The organism is Virgisporangium aurantiacum (assembly GCF_016863635.1).
Classification (GTDB): domain Bacteria; phylum Actinomycetota; class Actinomycetes; order Mycobacteriales; family Micromonosporaceae; genus Virgisporangium; species Virgisporangium aurantiacum.
Map to the genome: position 1 here is coordinate 148,850 of NZ_BOPG01000050.1, position 17,916 is coordinate 166,765.

Annotated in this window: 14 protein-coding genes; 6 read left to right on the top strand and 8 right to left on the bottom strand. The window is 72.7% G+C overall.

Annotated elements, in window-relative coordinates; genetic code table 11:
* Positions 1 to 12 precede the first annotated feature (12 nt).
* The 3 genes from Vau01_RS38415 (at position 13) to Vau01_RS38425 (ending at position 2,714) form a co-directional block, all read left to right on the top strand.
* Positions 13 to 309, top strand: coding sequence for a hypothetical protein (locus Vau01_RS38415; protein WP_204004131.1), 297 nt, complete (start codon positions 13 to 15; stop codon positions 307 to 309).
* Between the two features lie 4 nt (positions 310 to 313).
* Positions 314 to 2,086 carry a RiPP maturation radical SAM C-methyltransferase gene (locus tag Vau01_RS38420; protein ID WP_204004133.1) on the top strand — a complete coding sequence of 591 codons (1,773 nt, stop codon included), beginning with the start codon at positions 314 to 316 and terminating at the stop codon, positions 2,084 to 2,086.
* 64 nt (positions 2,087 to 2,150) lie between these two features.
* Positions 2,151 to 2,714 (top strand): ATP-binding protein, encoded by a 564-nt coding sequence (locus tag Vau01_RS38425; protein ID WP_204004134.1) that lies wholly within the window; start codon positions 2,151 to 2,153, stop codon positions 2,712 to 2,714.
* On the opposite strand, the gene Vau01_RS38430 is transcribed toward Vau01_RS38425, so the two are convergent.
* The 3 genes from Vau01_RS38430 to Vau01_RS38440 are packed head-to-tail and all read right to left on the bottom strand — an operon-like array spanning position 2,656 to position 6,114.
* A complete protein-coding gene (locus Vau01_RS38430; protein ID WP_239152186.1) occupies positions 2,656 to 3,453 on the bottom strand; it encodes an arginase family protein in 798 nt (265 codons plus the stop codon). The genes Vau01_RS38425 and Vau01_RS38430 overlap by 59 nt on opposite strands.
* Positions 3,450 to 4,670, bottom strand: coding sequence for an MFS transporter (locus tag Vau01_RS38435; protein WP_204004137.1), 1,221 nt, complete (start codon positions 4,668 to 4,670; stop codon positions 3,450 to 3,452). Before Vau01_RS38435 ends, Vau01_RS38430 begins: the two co-directional genes overlap by 4 nt.
* Before the next feature lie 40 nt (positions 4,671 to 4,710).
* A complete protein-coding gene (locus Vau01_RS38440) occupies positions 4,711 to 6,114 on the bottom strand; it encodes a DNA-3-methyladenine glycosylase 2 family protein (RefSeq protein WP_373320365.1) in 1,404 nt (467 codons plus the stop codon).
* A 209-nt stretch (positions 6,115 to 6,323) separates the two neighbouring features.
* Between Vau01_RS38440 and Vau01_RS38445 the strand changes: the two genes are divergently transcribed.
* Positions 6,324 to 10,532, top strand: a complete 4,209-nt coding sequence (locus tag Vau01_RS38445; RefSeq protein WP_204004141.1) for an Ig-like domain-containing protein — start codon at positions 6,324 to 6,326, stop codon at positions 10,530 to 10,532.
* On the opposite strand, the gene Vau01_RS38450 is transcribed toward Vau01_RS38445, so the two are convergent.
* Together Vau01_RS38450 and Vau01_RS38455 are read right to left on the bottom strand one after the other, a co-directional pair.
* Positions 10,529 to 10,855 carry an L-rhamnose mutarotase gene (locus Vau01_RS38450; protein ID WP_204004144.1) on the bottom strand — a complete coding sequence of 109 codons (327 nt, stop codon included), beginning with the start codon at positions 10,853 to 10,855 and terminating at the stop codon, positions 10,529 to 10,531. The genes Vau01_RS38445 and Vau01_RS38450 overlap by 4 nt on opposite strands.
* A gap of 10 nt (positions 10,856 to 10,865) precedes the next feature.
* Positions 10,866 to 11,480 (bottom strand): TetR/AcrR family transcriptional regulator, encoded by a 615-nt coding sequence (locus tag Vau01_RS38455; protein ID WP_239152187.1) that lies wholly within the window; start codon positions 11,478 to 11,480, stop codon positions 10,866 to 10,868.
* A gap of 49 nt (positions 11,481 to 11,529) precedes the next feature.
* Between Vau01_RS38455 and Vau01_RS38460 the strand changes: the two genes are divergently transcribed.
* Together Vau01_RS38460 and Vau01_RS38465 are read left to right on the top strand one after the other, a co-directional pair.
* Entirely contained in the window at positions 11,530 to 13,545 is a 2,016-nt protein-coding gene (locus Vau01_RS38460; RefSeq protein WP_506019624.1) for a HelD family protein, read from the top strand.
* Positions 13,542 to 14,669: a serpin family protein gene (locus Vau01_RS38465; RefSeq protein WP_204004146.1), complete on the top strand. Its 1,128-nt coding sequence runs from the start codon at positions 13,542 to 13,544 to the stop codon at positions 14,667 to 14,669. The genes Vau01_RS38460 and Vau01_RS38465 overlap by 4 nt, the downstream gene beginning before the upstream one ends.
* On the opposite strand, the gene Vau01_RS38470 is transcribed toward Vau01_RS38465, so the two are convergent.
* The 3 genes from Vau01_RS38470 to Vau01_RS38480 form a co-directional block, all read right to left on the bottom strand.
* The gene (locus Vau01_RS38470; protein WP_204004148.1) at positions 14,659 to 15,471 is read right to left on the bottom strand and encodes a polysaccharide deacetylase family protein; all 813 of its coding nucleotides are present in this window, start codon (positions 15,469 to 15,471) and stop codon (positions 14,659 to 14,661) included. The two genes, Vau01_RS38465 and Vau01_RS38470, sit on opposite strands and share 11 nt — an antisense overlap.
* Positions 15,472 to 15,541: 70 nt before the next feature.
* The gene (locus Vau01_RS38475; protein WP_204004150.1) at positions 15,542 to 16,531 is read right to left on the bottom strand and encodes an amidohydrolase family protein; all 990 of its coding nucleotides are present in this window, start codon (positions 16,529 to 16,531) and stop codon (positions 15,542 to 15,544) included.
* A complete protein-coding gene (locus Vau01_RS38480; protein WP_204004152.1) occupies positions 16,528 to 17,880 on the bottom strand; it encodes a serine hydrolase domain-containing protein in 1,353 nt (450 codons plus the stop codon). Before Vau01_RS38480 ends, Vau01_RS38475 begins: the two co-directional genes overlap by 4 nt.
* Positions 17,881 to 17,916 lie beyond the last annotated feature (36 nt).

The window sequence follows — 17,916 nt, forward strand, 5'->3', positions numbered from 1 at the left end:
CTGGAGGTATGCATGAGCGAGCTGTCCGTCAGCCTCGAGGATCTGAACAGCTTTACGGAGACTCCCGACGGAATCACCGCGACCGACGCGCTGAAAGCACTGCTGTCGCAGCTCGTCACGGAGCTCAAGGACGCGATGGACGAGCAGGTGGAGGCGCCGATGCTGGTCGTGGCCGCACAGGAGGAGATCGAGACCGAGACCGAGCCGGTGGAGCCTTCGCAGCTGATCGGCTCGCAGTTCGCCGCCGCGTTCGAGCCGGCGTCGAGCAGCCACGGCGTGCACATCCGGCTGCACAAGGTCCATCGCTGAGCACATGCGCACGGTCCTCGTGTCGATGCCGTTCATGGACATCGACCGGCCGTCGATCCAGCTGGGGCTGCTGACGGCGATCGGCGCGGAGCACGGGTTCGCGGTCCGCACGCTGCACGCGAACCTCGACCTCGCCGCGCGCGTCGGTGTCGACGACTACGTCCGCCTCGCCGGGCACCGGAGCCGGCTGGTGGGGGAGTGGCTGTTCTCCGTCGAGGCGTTCGGCGCTTCCGCGCCGGATCCTTCCGGGACGCTCCTGGAGTCGCCCGAGCTGCCGCTGCCGCCCGAGCGGTTGCGGCACATCCGCGACCACGAGGTGCCCGCGTTCCTCGACGCGTTGCTTCTCGCGGAGCCGTGGCACGAGGTCGACGTCGTCGGGTTCAGCTCGACGTACCAGCAGAACGCGGCGTCGTTCGCGTTGGCGCGCCGGCTCAAACAGCGGTATCCCGGCATCGTCACGCTGTTCGGCGGCGCGAACTTCGACGGTGAGATGGGTCCGGAACTCGTGCGGTCGGTCGACTGCGTCGACCTCGCGGTCGTGGGCGAGGCCGACACCGCGTTCCCGGCCGTCCTGCGCGCGCTGGCCGACGGCACCGATCCGGCCGCGGTGCCCGGTGTCGTGTGCCGTGCGGGCGGCGCGGTTTCGGCGACGCCGCCGGCTCCGCCGCACGACCGGCTGGACGAGCTGCCGGCGCCGGACTACACCGAGTACTTCGACCGGCTCGCGGCCCTGGACCTGCCGCGCGACACCGGATGGATCCCGTTCGAGTCGGCCCGCGGGTGCTGGTGGGGCGCGAAACACCACTGCACGTTCTGCGGGCTCAACGGATCCACCATGGCGTTCCGGTCCAAGTCACCGGACCGCGTGCGCACCGAACTCGCGCTGCTCGCCCGTCGCCACCGCAGTTTCCGGTTCGCCGCCGTCGACAACATCCTCGACCCGACCTACCTCACCACCCTGGTACCGGCCCTGGCCGACGACGGCTACCAGCTCTTCTACGAGGTGAAGGCGAACCTCACCCGGGCGCAGGTCCGCCTCCTCGCGCGGGCCGGCGTGACGCATCTGCAGCCCGGCCTGGAATCGCTGAGCACGAACGTGCTCCGGTTGATGCGCAAGGGTGTGCGGGCCGCGCAGAACGTCAACCTGTTGCGGTGGGCGCGCTACTACGGCGTCGACGTGGCGTGGAGCATCCTGTGCGGCTTCCCCGGTGAATGCGAGACGGACTACGCCGGTCAGGCTCTTGCGGCGCCGCACCTGGTGCATCTGCAGCCGCCGGCGAGCGTCGACCGGATCTGGTTGGAGCGCTTCAGCCCGCTCTTCACGACGATTCCGCGCCGCACGCCCGAGGCCAGCTACCGCCTGGTGTATCCGTCCACTGTGGACCTCGACCGGATGGCCTACTTCTTCGACTACGACCTGCCCGACGCCCTGCCCGACAGCGCCTACGAGTCCCTGCGCGACGCCGTCTCGGCGTGGAACACCGCCTGGCACACCGCGACGCTGACGTACCGGTCCACGCCTGGCTTCGTCCAGATCTTCGACAACCGTTCACCGGACGGCCGCGGTACGTACACGTTCGAGGGCCCGCTCGCCGACCTCTACCTCGCCTGCGTCGACCGTCCCACCACCGCGTCCGCCGTCCGCGCGAAGCTCGGCCTCACCTGGCCGGTCGAGGCCGTCGAGGAGGCCTTCGGCGAGTTCGGCCGCCGCGGCCTCATGTTCCTCGACGGCAATCTCGCGGTCGCGTTGGCCCTGCCCGCGGTACCGGGCCGCTGACAGAATGGCGGGATCTGGCCGTAACGGGGATGTCAGGGGCCGTCCGATGGGGGATCTTCGGGAGATGGCCACGCCGCAGCTCGTTGTCCTCACCGGCCCGCTGGCGGTCGGCAAGAACACCGTCGCCGATCGGCTTTCCGAGGGGTTCACCGCCCGCGGCCGCACGGTCGTGATCGCCGACGTCGACGAGGTCGCGGCGATGGTGGGCCCGCCCGGCGCGGCCGCCGCCGGCCTGTGGTTCCCGGCGCACGAGGCGCACGGCGCGCTCGTCGGGCAGTGGATGCGCTCGCCCGTCGACCACGTCATCGCGGTGGGCCCGTTCTTCGACGACCGGGAGCGGGCCGCGTTGACCCGTCACCTCCCGACCGGCGCGGTCACCCTGTGGGTCGTCATCGAGGCACCGGTGTCGGTGACGCTCCTGCGGGCACAGGCCGATCCGACCCGCGGCCTGTCCCGTGACCCGGACTTCCACCACGGCGTGCACCGCCGCTTCCGCGACCTGCAGCCGACGATGCCGGCCGACCACACGTTCGACTCGGCGGTGGACACGGCGGAGGAGATCGCCGGCGTCATCCTCTCGTCAGCGCTGCGCCCAGAAGACGGATCACGTCGCTCTCGGCGGGGTTGACCCCGTCGGCCGGCGCGTGTTCGGTGATCGCCGCGCCGACCACGCCGTCGAGGCCCGCGATCAGCGCGGCCAGGCGGCGCGGGTCCGGGCCGCCGGGCTCCGGGTAGCACGTGGACGCGAACACGGCGGGATCGAGCACGTCGAGATCGACGTGGACGTAGACCGGGCCGCGAACGTCCGCGAACGCCCGTTCGAGGTCGGCGACGCCGTAGCGGCGCAGGCCGGTCGCCTCGATGTACCGGTGCTCGGACCCGGCACCGCCGCGCTCGCCGACGATGACGATCTGACCGGGTGCGAGGGTGTGCTCCGGAACGAGCGCGGCCGGGATGTCGCCGTCGCCGAGGAGGGCGCGCACCACCATGCCGTGGAACGCGCCCGAGGGCAGCGTTTCCGGGCTGTACACGTCGGGATGCGCGTCGATCCAGAGCACGGTCAGCGCGTCGCCGTACCGGGCCCGGGCGGCACTGATCGGCGCGATGTCGACCGAGCACTCGCCGCCGACGGTGAGCACGAAGTCGTCGATGCCGGCATGCGCGTCGCCGATCCGGCGCAGGTTCGCCGCGAGGACGTCGAGCGCGCTCACCCCGGACTCCCGCTGCCCGGCCGAGTCCAGCACGGGAGCGACCACGATCCGGTCGGCCGGCACGAGTTCGGCGGCCCGGTGCGCACCCGCCACCAACCGGCGGGCGGAACCCGAGGCCGAACCCTGCCACTGCGGTACACAGAGGACGGTCGTCACCCGACCGACCCTAGCCGTTCCGCGCTGTCGCGCACCGGCCGTCCGGCGATGAGGTAGAGGGCCGGCAGCCCGGCGATCAGGGTCATCGCGACGGCGGCGACGGCCAGGTGCGAGCCGACGAGCAGCGGCGTCACGAGGGCGGCGCCGATCGGCGGGGTCGCCTGCATCAGCGTGCGCAGCCCGGCGAACGCGCGCCCGTGCAGCGCCGGCGGGATGCGGCGCATCCGCAACGACTGTGCCCACACCGTCATCGGCGCGCTGAGCAGGCCGATGGCGAAGAAGCCCGCGGCCACCGGCACCTGACGCGGGGACGCGAGCAGCGCCAGGAACGCCAGCGCGGCCGCGCCCTGTACGGTGCCGATGGCGCGGACCCTGGCCGCGTCCGGTTGTCCGCCCGGCCGGCCGTGACCGGCGACGGCGGCACCGACCATCTCGCCGACCGCCAGCGCCGAGAGCAGGGCACCGAACGCGGCGGCGCCTCCGGGCAGGCGGGTGCCCGCCAGCCACGGGCCGGTGACCATCAGCATGCCCACGGCGACGTTGAAGGCCATGAACGCGACCGTCGTGCCGACGATGACCCGGTCCCGCGCCAGGAACCCCAGCGAGGGCCGGCGATCACCCGGGGTGGTGGCGGGGGAGAGCGGTCGCACCGTCGCCGTCGCGAGGGCGAACAGCAGGAACGAGACGCCGTCGACCAGCAGGACGTCGGCCGCGCCGATCCGGTCGATCAGCAACCCGGCGGCGGCCGGGCCGATCACCATCGCCAGGCTGAAGCTCAACGACTCCAACGCGTTCGCGGCGTCGAGGTCGTCCTCCTCGACCAGTTGCGGGATCGCCGCCGGGAATCCGGCCAGCGGCACCATCTTCAGCAGGCCGTAGCCGGCGGCGACCACGAACGGCAGCCAGTCCGGCATCGCGCCGAGCGCGGCGGTCACCGGGACGGACATGACGACGGCGGCGCGCAGCAGGCTGTCGGCGATCAGCACGATCCGCTTGTCGAACCGGTCGAGCAGCGGCCCGACGGCCAACCCGCCCACCAGAACCGGTGCCGTGTAACAGATTCCGAGCAGACCGAGCGCGGCCGTGCCGCCCGGCCCGGAGAGGACGAGCCACGACAGGGCGACGAACGTCATGCCGTCGCCCAGCGTGGAGACGGTGGCGCCCGCCCACAGCCGGCGGAAGTCGGTCGTGTTCAGGACATGCAGGTACCGCCGCATCGTGGCTGCTCCTCGCGGGCGACTCGTCGAAATGGGGGAACTACAGGGACGTCCACAGGTGCACGGCGGCGTACGACCGCCAGGGCCGCCAGTGCCGCGCCCGGGCGGCGAGGCCGGCCGGCAGGCCGAGTCGTCGCGCCGCGTCGCGCAGGCCCGGATCACCGGGCGGGAACACGTCCGGGTCGCCGAGCGCCCGCATCGCGACGTACGCGGTGGTCCACGGTCCGATCCCGCTGACCGCGCGCAGCGCCGCCACGCACTCCGCCCGGTCGGCGCCGCGGTCGAGCACGATGTCACCGGCGTCGACGGCCCCGGCCAGCGCGCGCACCGTCGCGGCGCGACGCGGCGCCAGTCCGGCGGCCACCAGGTCGGCGTCGGCGAGCGCGGCCGGCGTCGGGAACAGGTGCGTCAGCCGGGGGTCCGGCGTCCGGAGCGCCGTCCCGAACCGGGTGACGAGTATCGACGTCCGCCGGCCGACGAGCGCCCGGACGGTCAGTTCGAACCCGTCGCCGCACCCCGGCACCCGCAACCCCGGTCGGGCCCGGACCAGCGGGCCGATCAGCGGGTCGGTGCCCAGTTCGGCGCCGATCGCGGCGGGGTCGCAGTCGAGGTCCAGGATCTCCCGGCACCGCTGGACGGCGGCGGTGACGTCGCGCAGGTCGGCCAGCGACAGCCGCACCGTCACCTCGCCCCGGCTCGCCGCCCGAGCCGAGCCGGCGTCGCCCGTCTGCGCCGGGCCGAATTCCGCCGTCATCACCCCGGAGCCGCGCGGCAGCCGCAGCGTCCGGTGGTAGCGGTCCGCGTCGACCGCCTCGACGCCGGGTACCGCGTGGGCGGCGAGCCGGTCCAGGAGCGGACCGACCGGCAGGGGAGCCCGGTACCGCAGCCGCACGTCGAGGTCGCCCGGAGCGTCCGCGGGCCTGCTCCGCCGCAACGCGCTCGGCGGCTGCCCGAACGCCGTCCGCATGCCCTCGTTGAACTGGCGGACGCTGGAGTACCCGGCCGCGAACGCGATCTCCGCCAGCGGCAGCGTGCTCGACTCGACGAGCATCCGCGCCACCCGGGCCCGGCGGTTGATCGCCAACGCCTGCGGGCCGGCGCCGACCTCGGCCACCAGTTGCCGGTGCAGGTGCCGCTCGCTGACCACCAGCCGGCGGGCCAGTCCAGTCACCCCCTCCCGGTCCACCGCGCCGCCGCCGATCAGCCGGAGCGCCCGGGCGACCAGGTCGCCGCGCACGTTCCACTCGGCCGAGTCGGGTTCCGCGTCGGGCCGGCAGCGCCGGCAGGCCCGGAACCCGGCCGCCTCGGCCGCCGCGGGAACCCGGAAGAACCGGCAGTTCTCCCGCCGCGGGGTCCGCGACGGGCAACTCGGCCGGCAGTACACGTGGGTACTCGTCACCGCGACCACGAACCGCCCGTCGAACCGCCCGTCCCGACTCGACATCGCCCGGTAGGAGGTCTCGAAGTCGTACACGGAGATCATCCTGCCCGGTCGGGGCGCCGCCGTCTGGCGGTCATCGGACCAGGCGGTGGGCCGCCGAAACGCGTTTCGGAAGCATCGAGCGACCCATCTGAATATCGACCGTTGACACGGACCGTACCGCGCTGCAAGCATTCCCGAAAAGGTTTTCGGAACCGTCGAGAGGTGGCGTCATGCCGTCGCGCAGGGTTCTCAGTGCCGCCGCCATCGGTCTGTTGCTGGCCGCGTTCGCGCAGGCGCCGGCCGCGCACGCGGCGCCGAACGCGAACACGCCGTACCCCGTGTTCTCCGGCGACGCGAACCCCGTTCCCGACGAGCGCACCGGCTACCACGTCCGCAACCAGTTGCGGGCGATCTTCGACGCCGACGTGGCCGCGGGCGCCGGCGGCAGCCCCGGCAACGACTTCTGGGTCGACCGCATGCTCGCCCGCACCGGCAACCAGCCCGGCGGCGGCAACGGCGACGCGAACGGCTACCTGTTCTCCCGCGGCCGCGCCGTCTTCATGAAGACCCACCGGCCCGGCGTCCTCGGCTTCGGCGGCGAGGTCGCCTACATCGAGACGGTCGCCGGTGGTCAGGGCGCGTACACGATCGCGGCGTCCGTCGACGGTTCCGGGGTGACGCTCGCGGAGGACCCCGCGCAGCGCCGCCAGACGCCGAGCTACTGGCGCGGCGTGTTCACCGGCGCCGGCCTCACGGTCGTGCTGACGAAGTACATCACCGACGCGAACGTCGCGGTGTCCACTGTGGAGCTGTCGAGCACGACGGGCGCCGCGCGGACCGTCACCCTCACGGCGTCCTCGCCCTTCGCCCGCACGGCCGACGGCGTCGAGCTGACCGGCGCCGTGCCCGCCTTCAACAAGCTCACCACGCTGTTCCCGCGCTTCTCCGGCGACGGGTTCACCCCGGTCGACGGCACGCTGCGGCAGACGCTCGCGGTTCCGGCGTCGGGCCCGGTGGTCACCAAGCTCCAGCTCGGATTCGTGACGCGGGAGCAGCCGGCGTCCACAGTGGAGTATCAGCGGTACCGGGGCCTCGACCCGCGCCGGGCGTTCACCGAGCACGTCACCGCGTACAACCGGTGGTGGGCCGACAACGTGCCCTATCTCGACACCCCGGAGAACAACATCGACAAGACGTTGTTCTACCGCTGGTGGCTCATGCGCTACAACTTCCTCGACGCCGACCTCCCCGGCAACGACTACCAGTTCCCGACGTCGATGGAGGGCGTGCTCGGCTACAACAACGCGATCGTGCTGACCGTCGGCATGTTCGTCGACGACCTGAAGTACTTCCGCGACCCCGTCTACTCGTACGGGCCGTGGGTGTCGGCCGGCGAGGTCGCGAAGAGCTCGAAGTACGTCGACAACCCCGGTGACCCGGCCAACTGGTCGAACAGCTACACCGAGTACATCTCCGAGGCGGCGTGGCGCTCGTACCAGTTGCACGGCGGCCCGCCCGGCATCGCCCGCAACCTCGCCGAGTACGCCGAGTACGACGTCAAGGGTCTCCAGGAGGCCTACGATTTCGACGGCAACGGGCTCATCGAGTACAACTGGGGCGCCATGACCGGCAACGACGCCGACGCCGTGTCGTTCCACTGGCGCGACGGCTACCTCGACCGCGCCGAGAACGCCTACCTGTACTCGAACGCGAAGGCCGCCGCCGCGGCGTACCGGGTCGCCGGCGACCGCGCCAAGGCCGCGGAGATGGAGGCGTTCGCCCTCCGGGTGAAACAGGCCGTCCTGCGATACCTGTGGGAGCCGGCGCGAAGCACGCCCGACGAGATGGGCCTCTACGGCAACCTGCTCAAGCACCGGCACGTCGGGAGCAACCAGCTCGTGCCGTGGAAGGAGATCAACAACTACTACCCCTACGCCGTCGGGCTGATGCCGAAGCCCGGTGACCCCGACTACACGCAGCCCTACGTCGAGGCGCTGCGGCTGTTCGCCGACGACGCGCAGTACCCCATCTTCCCGTTCACCACGGCGAACCAGGCCGACAAGGCCGCCGCCGCCGAGCAGGGCCAGCCGGGCAGCAACAACTTCTCCGTCATCAACTCCACCGTGACGTTCCGGATGCTGGCCTCGGTGCTGCGGAACTACCCGTCGTCCTATGTGGACGCCGAGTGGTACAAGAAGCTGCTGTACTGGAACGCCTGGGCGCACTACCAGAACAACGGCGACAACCGGTACCCCGACCAGAACGAGTTCTGGGCCAACGGATCCGCGGCCGGCCAGAGCATCGGCTACCGGTCCTGGATCCACCACACGATCCTCGGCGCCACCAACTTCACCGTCATCGAAGACGCGATGGGCCTGCGCCCGCGCGACGACGCGAAGGTGGAACTCGACCCCATCGACATCGGCTGGGACCATTTCACGGCCAACAACATCCGCTATCGCGACCGCGACCTGACGATCGTCTGGGACGCGCCGGGCGGCCAGAACTATTACGGGGGGCCGGAAGGCTACTCCGTCTACCTCGACGGCCGGCTCGCGTTCACCGCCGACCGGCTCGGCAAAATCGTCTACGACCCGGCCACCGGACGCGTGCAGGCGGCGCCCGGCGTGCGGGTGCGGCACAGCAGCCGGGTTCCGGTGCAGGCACCGCAGGACGTGCGCTTCCCCGCCGGCGCGCGGATCGCCGACGTCATGCGCAAGGCCGGCGTGGAGACCGGTCCGGGCACCGGCGCGCGCAACGTCGCCGAGGGCCGCCCGGTCACCGCGACCTTCGAAGCGCCGGATCGCGGCGCGGCCGGCGCCGTCAACGGCACCACCATCAACGAGCCGTTCTGGGGAACGGCCGGCTCGCCGAACGCGTCCGACTCGATCGAGATCGACCTGCGCGGAAGGCAGAAGATCGACGACGTCCGCGTGTACTTCTACAACTCGTCGACCTCGGCCACCGTCCCCGGATACGCGCCGCCGGCCCAGTTCACCGTCTCCTACGACAACGGCCACGGTTGGCGCACGGTCCCGAAGCAGGCCCGCACCCCGGCCTACCCGCGCGGCAACCTGAACCAGGTGCGGTTCCCGGCCGTCGAGGCGAAGCGGCTGCGGATCACCGTGCAGCACGCGCCGGGCGCGAAGACCGGCATCAAGGAAATACAGGCATTCGGGACCGGTGTGCGCCCGCCCGGCGCCACCGACGCGCCGCCGCTCGCCGACGCGTGGATCGACTCGTCGTACACGCAGGCCGGCTCGGCACGGCTGATCGGCCTCGCCCAGGACGACGGGAAACCCGGCACCGCCGTCACCGCGGCCTGGTCCGTGGTCGAGGCACCCGACGGCGGCGCGGTCGCGTTCGACCCGGCCGACAACCCGACGACCGTGGCCCGCTTCACGAAGTCCGGCCGGTACACGCTGCGGTTGACCGTGAGCACCGGAGCCGAATCGTCCACAAAGGACGTCGTGGTGAACGGCACCGCGCTCACCGAGGGCGAGATCAACGTCGCCGCCACCGCCACGCCGTCGGCGAGCTACACGGCCGGCTGGAACAACGTCAACGCCGTGAACGACGGCAAGCCCCCGTTCTTCACCGGCGGTGCCCAGGTGGACCTGTGGGGCACCTGGACCGGTGCCGAACCGGCCACCCGCTGGCTCCAGTACGACTTCCCGGCCCCGGTGCGGGTGGACCGCGCGTCGATCGACTTCTGGTCCGACAGCACCACCGGCGGCGTCGGCGTGGCCGTGCCGAAATCGTGGACGCTGCAGTACCTGAACGGCACGACGTGGACCGACGTCACCGGCGCCACCGGATTCGACCCGGCCGTGTCCGGCAGCACCAACCAGGTGACGTTCGACGCCGTCACCACCACCGCGCTACGCGCGACGTTCAACGCCCTACCCGACGCCGCCGGCACCGCGTACTCCGCGGTCGGCGTCTCGGAGTGGCGCGTCTTCGCCGCCGCGGCCACCTCCATCCAGACCGTCGACGCCCGCACCCGGGTCGGCGTCATGCCCACGCTGCCGGCCACGGTCGACGTCACCTACGCCGACGGCGCCCGTCTCCCGGTCCCGGTCACGTGGACCTCGATCGACCCCGCCCGCCTCTCGACGATCGGCGACTTCACCGTGGCCGGTTTCGTCGCCGGTACCACCCTGACCGCCACGGCCCACGTGTGGGTGCGCGGGCCCGACCCCGTCCAGATAAACACGATCGACCCGGTGGCAGTGTCCACAGTGGTCGGTGCCGCACCGACGCTTCCGACAACGGTGACCGTCGCCTACAACGACGGCTCGCGACAGAGCGGAATCCCGGTCACCTGGGACGCGGTCGACCCGTCCCGCTACGCATCCCCAGGCACCTTCGACGTGCCCGGTCAGGTCTCCGGCACCGACAAACAGGCGACGGCCACGGTAACCGTCCACCCCGCCTAGTCGTCGAGGTGCCAGACCTCGCGCATCGGGGCCCACCACTGGCCCGAACCCGGGTCGGCGATGGATTCCTGGCAGGGGTCGGTCAGTTGCCACCACTGCTGGGTCACCGGGTCGGCGGCGATCCGGGCCTGGTCGGCGGCGTGGTCGGTGCCCACGTACTCGTAGTAGCCGAACAGCAGATCGCCGTGGAGGAAGATCGTGTAGTTGCGGATGTTGGCCCCGAGCAGCGTCTGCTCGACCTGCGGCCACACCCGCTCGTGCAGGCGAAGGTACTCGTCCCGGTGCTCGGGCCGTAACCGGATGACCGAACCGAACCGCTCCATGGCGGTCACTTTAGGCGTACGCGCGCAGGCCGCCCGCCAGCAGGTCGAAGGCGTGTTCGGCGTCGGCCACGGCGGCCGGGTGGCGGGCGTCGGCGGTCTCGCCGTCGCTCAGGCAACGCCAGTTCTCGCGCGCGAGCAGGTGCTGCACCGCGACGATCTGCGCGGCGGCGAGGCGCGCGGTGAGCTCGGCGGCGGGGGAGAGCGCGGCCGCCAGCTCCGCGACCTCGCCGGCGACGTGGTCGTTGACCCGCGCCGACAGCGCCGGCGTCGAGAACACCAGGTCGTGGAACCGGAGCACCTCCGGGTGGTCGTTCAGGCCGGTGACCGGGTCGCGGCGGGAAAGACCGTCGAGGACGTGGGTGAGCAGGGCGCCCAGCGGCGACCGCTCCGGTGGCCGGGCCCGCACGACCCGGGCCGCCTCGCCGGTGTGGTCGGCGAAGCGGTGCAGCACCAGGTCCTCCTTGGACCGGAAGTACCGGAACAGCGTGGGCTTCGAGATGTCGGCCGCGGCGGCGATGTCGGCGACCGACACCCGGTCGTACCCGTGCTCCAGGAACATCGCGACCGCGATCGTGGACACCGTGTCGTGGGTGCGTTGCCGTTTGCGCTCGCGGAGACCCGTCACCCGAAAATAGTAACACGGTAACTTTTTTAACCGGGTTACACTTTCGCTTGTGATCACGGAGGAGCAGGAGTACCTGACCCGCACCCGGCGCGCACTCGCCTGGATGCTCGACCACGCGCGGATGCGGGTGGCCACCGGCGCGCAGATCGCCGGCGACCGGTACACGGCCGAGGTGCTCGGGCGGATGCTGAAGAGCCACGTCAAGGAACTGGCCGAGGAACCGGACAGCCCGCTCTACTTCGGGCGGCTGTGGTTCGGCGACGGGCCCGACGCGGGCGAGCACGCGAAGCAGAGCTACCACATCGGCCGGCGCCGGATCACCGACGAGTCCGGGCAGACCCTGGTCATCGACTGGCGGGCGCCGGTGTCGGCCCGGTTCTACCGGGCCAGCGCGCGCGACCGGCAGGGCGTCACGGTGCGGCGCCGGTTCGGCTGGTCGCCCCACCCGCCCGTGCGGCTGACGGGATACGAGGACGAGCACCTCGACCGCGGCGAGGAGGCCGGCACCGGCGCGTTCCTCCGGGCGGAGATCGAGCGCCCGCGCGTCGGACCGATGCGCGACATCATCGCGACGATCCAGCCCGAACAGGACGCGCTCGTCCGCACCGACCTGGCCGACTCGCTGTGCGTCCAGGGCGGCCCCGGCACCGGTAAGACGGCCGTGGGCCTGCACCGCGCCGCGTACCTGCTGTACGCGCACCGCAACCAGTTGCGCCGCACCGGTGTGCTCGTCGTCGGGCCGAACCCCGCGTTCCTGAGCCACATCGCCGCGGTGCTGCCGACGCTCGGCGAGATCGACGTGCGCCAGCACACCCTCGACGCCGTCCTCACCGATGCGGAACCGTCCACCGTGGACAGTGCGGACGCCGCACGGGTCAAGCACGACGCGCGGATGGCCGAGGTGCTGCGCCGGGCGCTCTACGCCCGCGTCGGCGGGCCCGCCGAGCAGGTCGTGGTGTACGACGGCTCGACCGTGCTGCGCGTGTCCGGCGGCGTCATCGCGCGCGAGGTCCGGACGGTGCTCGCGGCGGACCTGCCCTACGCCGCCGGCCGGGAACGGCTGCGGGCGCGCGTCGTCGCGCTGCTGCAACGGCAGCTGGAAGCGCGCGGCGACTCGCCCAACGCGTCGGTGCTGCAGTGGCTCGGCCGCCGGCCCACCGTCACCGCGGCGCTCGACGCGGCGTGGCCGAAGGTGAAACCGGCCGAGGTGCTCCACGCGGTCCTCACCGATCCGGCGCCGGCCGCCGACGGCATCCTCACCGCCGCCGAGCAGGACGCGATCCGCTGGGCGAAGAGACCGGCAAAGAGGGCGCCGAAATGGTCGGCCGCGGATCTGGTGCTGCTCGACGAGATCGCCGGTCTCCTCGAGCATCCCGACGGCTTCGGGCACATCGTCGTCGACGAGGCGCAGGACCTCTCGCCGATGGAGTGCCGCGCCGTCGCCCGCCGCAGCCGGCACGGATCGCTGACCGTGCTCGGCGACCTCGCGCAGGGCACCACCCCGTGGGCCGCCGCCGACTGGTCCGCGCACCTGGCGTCGCTGGGCAAGCCCGACGCGCCGATCGTCGAGCTGACAACGGGTTTCCGGGTGCCGGCGGTCGTGCTCGAATACGCCGACCGGCTCCGGCCGGCACTCGGTGCCGCCGTGCCGACCGTCCACTCCGTACGGTCCGACGGCACGCTCCGCGTACACGAAGCGGCCGACGCGACAGAGGCCCTGATCAAGGCCGCGCTCACGTGCGTCCGATCGGCATTGAACCACGCCGGATCGGTCGCGATCATCGCGACCGCGCCGGGCCTGGAGGCCGTGGTGGCCGGGCTCCGCGCGGCCGGAATCCCGGTGAACACCGGCGGCGGGGAGGCCAGGGTGACCGCCGTGCCCGCCGCCCTGGCGAAGGGACTGGAGTTCGACCACGTGGTGGTCGTCGAGCCGGCCGACATCGTCGCCGCCGAGGCCCGGGGCGCGAACCGCCTGTACGTCGCGCTGACCCGCGCCGTGTCCCGCCTCGACGTGGTGCACGCCCGCCCGTTGCCGGAACTGCTGGGCGATACCGTGTCCGGATGACCACAGAGACCTCGATCGGCGCGGTCAACGGGCTCGCCGCGCGGTGGGCGGCCGACGTGCTCGACGGCCGGTCGCTCGCGCTCGCGGCGCCGGCGGTGTGGCCGATGCTGGCCGTGCTCGCGGCCGGCGCCGACGGCGAGCTCCGCGCCGCGCTGGCGACGGCCGTCGGCGTCGACCCGGCCGGAAGTGGCGCGGCGGCCCGCGACCTCCTCGACCTGCTGAACGGCACCGACGGGGTGCGCGCCGCGTTCGGGATCTGGTCGAACCGCGACCTGGTGCCCGACCCGTTCTGGCTCGACGAGCTGCCGCCGCACGCGCACGGCACCCTCACCGGCGACGCGACGGCCGACAAGGCCGCCCTCGACGCGTGGCTGAGCGAGCGCACCGCCGGGCTGCTGCCCGCCCTGCCGCAGGGCCCGGACGAGGACACCCGGATGCTGCTGATCGGCACGCTGCTGGTGCAGACCGGCTGGCGGCACCGGATGTCGGTCACGAGCGTCACGCCGGCGGGCGGACCCTGGAGCCGGTTCGCCGGGCTCCGCGCGCCGGTCGACCCGGCCGACATCGCGGTGACCGCCGGCGGCCTGACCCGGGTGATCGTCCGCGGCGCCGGCGAGGTCGACGTGCATCTGGTGCTCGGTGCCGCCGACCCGGGCACCGTGGTGGCCGGCGCCCTCGCGACGCTCGGCGACACTCCACTGTGGACGGCCGCCGACGCCGGCCCGCCACCGGACGGCTCGGCGGTGCGGGTCGGGCGGATCGCGTCGACCGGCACCGGTCCCGTGTACCGGGTGCAGGCGCCGCCGTTCACGATCCGGACCGTCCACGACCTGTTGCAGCGGCGGGCGCTGTTCGGGCTGCCCGAGGCCGACCTCGCCGGCTCCGCGTCGCAGGTGCTGAAGGTCGACCAGGCGCAGCAGTTCGTCATGGCGCAGTTCGACCAGTCCGGGTTCACGGCGGCCGCCGCGACCGTGTCGATGTGGGTGGCGGCCGGGTTCACCCGCGAGCCGCACGAGGTGCCGCTGACCGAGGTCGTGTTCGACCGCCCGTACGGCTTCGTCGCCGTCCACCGCCCCACCGACCTCGGGCTGGTCGCCGGTTGGGTCGCGGCCGTCAGCGGATGACGGTCGCCGCGATCTCACCCCGGGTGGCGATCCAGCAGTCGCCGGTCTCCCGCAGGTGTTCGAGGATCTCCGCCAGCGCCGCGCGGCCGGCGGGGCGCCCGGCGACGTGGGCGTGCACGGTGACGTCCACATAGGACTGTCCGTCCTCGGCGCGCAGGGCGTCGAGGGTGTCGCGGAACGCGGTGACCAGCGCCCGGTGCGGCTGGCCGTACCGGATGTGCAACGGCATGTCGTTGACGTCGAGGTCGAACGGCACGCCGACGATCGGGCCGGCGTCGGTGTCGATGAGGTACGGCAGGTCGGCGTCGAAGACGTCACCGAACCAGCCGAAGCCCGCCTCGGCGAGCAGCCGCGCGGTGATCGCGCTCGGCGTACAGCGGGGGCTGATCCAGCCGGTGGGCCGCACGCCGGTCGCGGTCTCCAGCGCCTCGACGCTGCGCGCGATCACCGCGCGCTCCTCCGCCTCGTCGAGCGTAGCGGCGATGACGTCCTGCGACCAGCTGTGCCCGCACAGTTCGTGCCCGCCGTCGACGATCGCCCGCAGCGTGTCCGGCGCGGTCTCGGCGAGGATGCCGCTCGGGTAGACGCTTGCCTTTACGTCGTGCCGCTTCAGGGATTCCAGCAACCGCCAGATCCCGGTGCGGTGACCGTAGTCGGCCCACGACAGCGCCTGGTAGTCGGTGGCGCCCTTCGGCAACGGGTTGCCGACCGGGCCGATCCCGGGCGCCGTTCCGGGCGACCACTGCTCGTACATCACGTTGACGGCGACGGCGATCCGCTGTCCGGTGGGCCAGGTGCTCACGCGATCGCTCCGCTTCGCTCCGCGATTAGTTCGCCTTGCACTGAGCTGATGATTCGCTCGCTATGCTCGCTCATTGGTGTCCTTCGATTCTGAAGAGGGCGGCGGCGGTCCGGGCCGCGATCGCGGCACGGTGGTCGGTCGGCAGGCCCGCGGCATCGAGACGGGCGACCGGATCGGTGACGCCCATGTCGAACGGGTAGTCGGTGCCCAGCATCACCCGCTCGGGTCCGACCGCCTCGACCAGGTGCCGCAACGCCTCCGGCGTGTACACGAGCGCGTCGAACCACATCCGGCGCAGGTAGGTGCTCGGCGCTCTCTCGCAGCCGCGGGCGTCGGGCCGCACGTCCCACGCGTGGTCGGACCGGCCGATGTACGTGGGCAGGTACCCGCCGCCGTGCGCGGCGACGATGCGCAGCCGCGGGAACCGGTCGAGCACACCGGTGAAGATGAGGTGCGACAACGCCACCGCCGTCTCCACCGGATTGCCGACGGTGTTGCCGAGGTACCGGGTCGCCAGCCGGGGGCCGAGCGTGCAGCCCCACGGGTGGACGAACACCACCGCGCCGAGGTCCTGCGCGCACGCCCAGATCGGGTCGTGCCGCGCGTCGGCGAGCTCCCGCCCCTCGACGTGCGTGGAGACGCTGACGCCTCGAAGCTTCAAATCGTTTACGGCGTGGGTGAGTTCGGTGACCGCGAGGTCGAGGTGCTGCAGCGGCAGCGTGCCGATCCCGGTGAGCCTGCCGTCGGCGCAGTGTCCGGCGACCGCCTCGTTGGTGACGCGGGTGAAGCGCTCCGCGAGGCTCCGGTCGGCCCAGTAGTGGTGCCGCGGCATCGGCCCGACGACCTGGTGGCTGACGCCCATCGCGTCCATGTCGAGGAGTCGGGCGTCGACGTCGGTGCTGCGCGGTCCGATGCGGGCGATCTGGTCGCGGTTGCGGTCGACGCTCTCCGGCGCGTGGGCGGCCTGTTCGGTCGCGAGCCAGCGCGTGAACCCCGGCGTGCCGGCGAGGAGGGCGTCGGCTTCCGGGACGGCGAGGTGGGCGTGGACGTCGACGATCACCGCTGCCGCCACCCGTCGGGGTCGACGCCGCCGGGCACCGGTCCTTCATATGGCGCCCGGGTGAGCACGAACGTGCCCAGATCGAGGTGGGTCACCGTACCGTCGTCGGCCCGGACCACGCGCAGCCGCTCGCCGGCGTAGTAGCCGTCGAGCCCGGTCCAGGTGCCGTCGGCCTCGGGCCGCAGTGCGGTCGCCCGGGCCCGCCCGCCGAGCCCGGTGAGTTCGAGGTTCCGCCCGTCGCGGACCCGGATCGCGAGCGGTGCCGGTCCCCAGTACCAGGGCCCGGCGATCTCCAGCAGGTCCGGATCCGACACGGCCCGCCACGGCGCCGGAATCCGTGGCTCCCGATCGGCGACGATCCGCACGAGGTCGGTGGCGAGCCCGCTGATCGCGACGCCCGCGGTCGTGTTGCACATGACCACGACGCCGACGTCGTCGGCCCGGCTGACCCACAGCGACGCGAGGTAACCGGGCACCGAGCCGCCGTGTCCGATCAGGTCCCGGCCGTCCTGGCGGCTGACCTGGAGCCCCAGCCCGTAGCCGGCGGCCGGATCGAAGGACTCGGGCGGCGCGGTCGGGCGGCGCATCTCCGCCAGCGTCTCCTTTTCCAGGACGCGGTCGTCGCCGTCGAGGAGGAAGGACGCCCACCGGCACTGGTCGGCGACCGTCGACCAGAGCGCGCCGGCCGGGTTCATCGGCCCGTAGTCGTGGGCCGGCTCGGGCAGCAGCGCGTCGGCCCACGGGTGTACCGCCCATCCGGGCGCGTGGTTCTCCGGTGGCGCCAGGCCGGTGTCGCGCATGGACAGCGGGTCGAGGATCTCGTCGCGCAGCGCCTCGTGCCACGGCTTCTTCCGCAGCCGCTCCACGAGCCCGCCGAGCAGGCCGTACCCCGGGTTGGAGTAGTGGAACCGGCGTCCGGCGGGGTGCGCCACCGGGTCGTCACCGACAATCGACGGCAGGTCCGGGCGGAGCGTGCCCGGCGTCCGCTCCCACCACGCCCCGGGCGGCTCCGCGACGAGCCCGCCGGAGTGGGCGAGCAGTTGGGCGATCGTCAGGTCGCCGGGCCGGGTGTCCGGCAGGTGGCGGCCGATCGGGTCACCGAGGTCGAGCCGCCCCTCGTCGCGCAGCCGCAGCACGAGCACCGCGGTGAACGTCTTCGTGATCGACCCGATCCGGAAGCCCGTGCCCGGCGCGTCGTCGCCGACATCGCCGATGCCGTCGAACCAGCGCGGGTCCCCGCCCCGCACCACCCCCGCGACGATCGCCGGCGCGCGCCCCTCCACCTGCGCGGTGGCGAGCCGGTGCCGCAACGCACGGCGGGTGTCGGGCAGCAGTTGTTCATCGGCCATCCGCCGACCCTAGCGCCGAGCCCGCGCACCGATCGC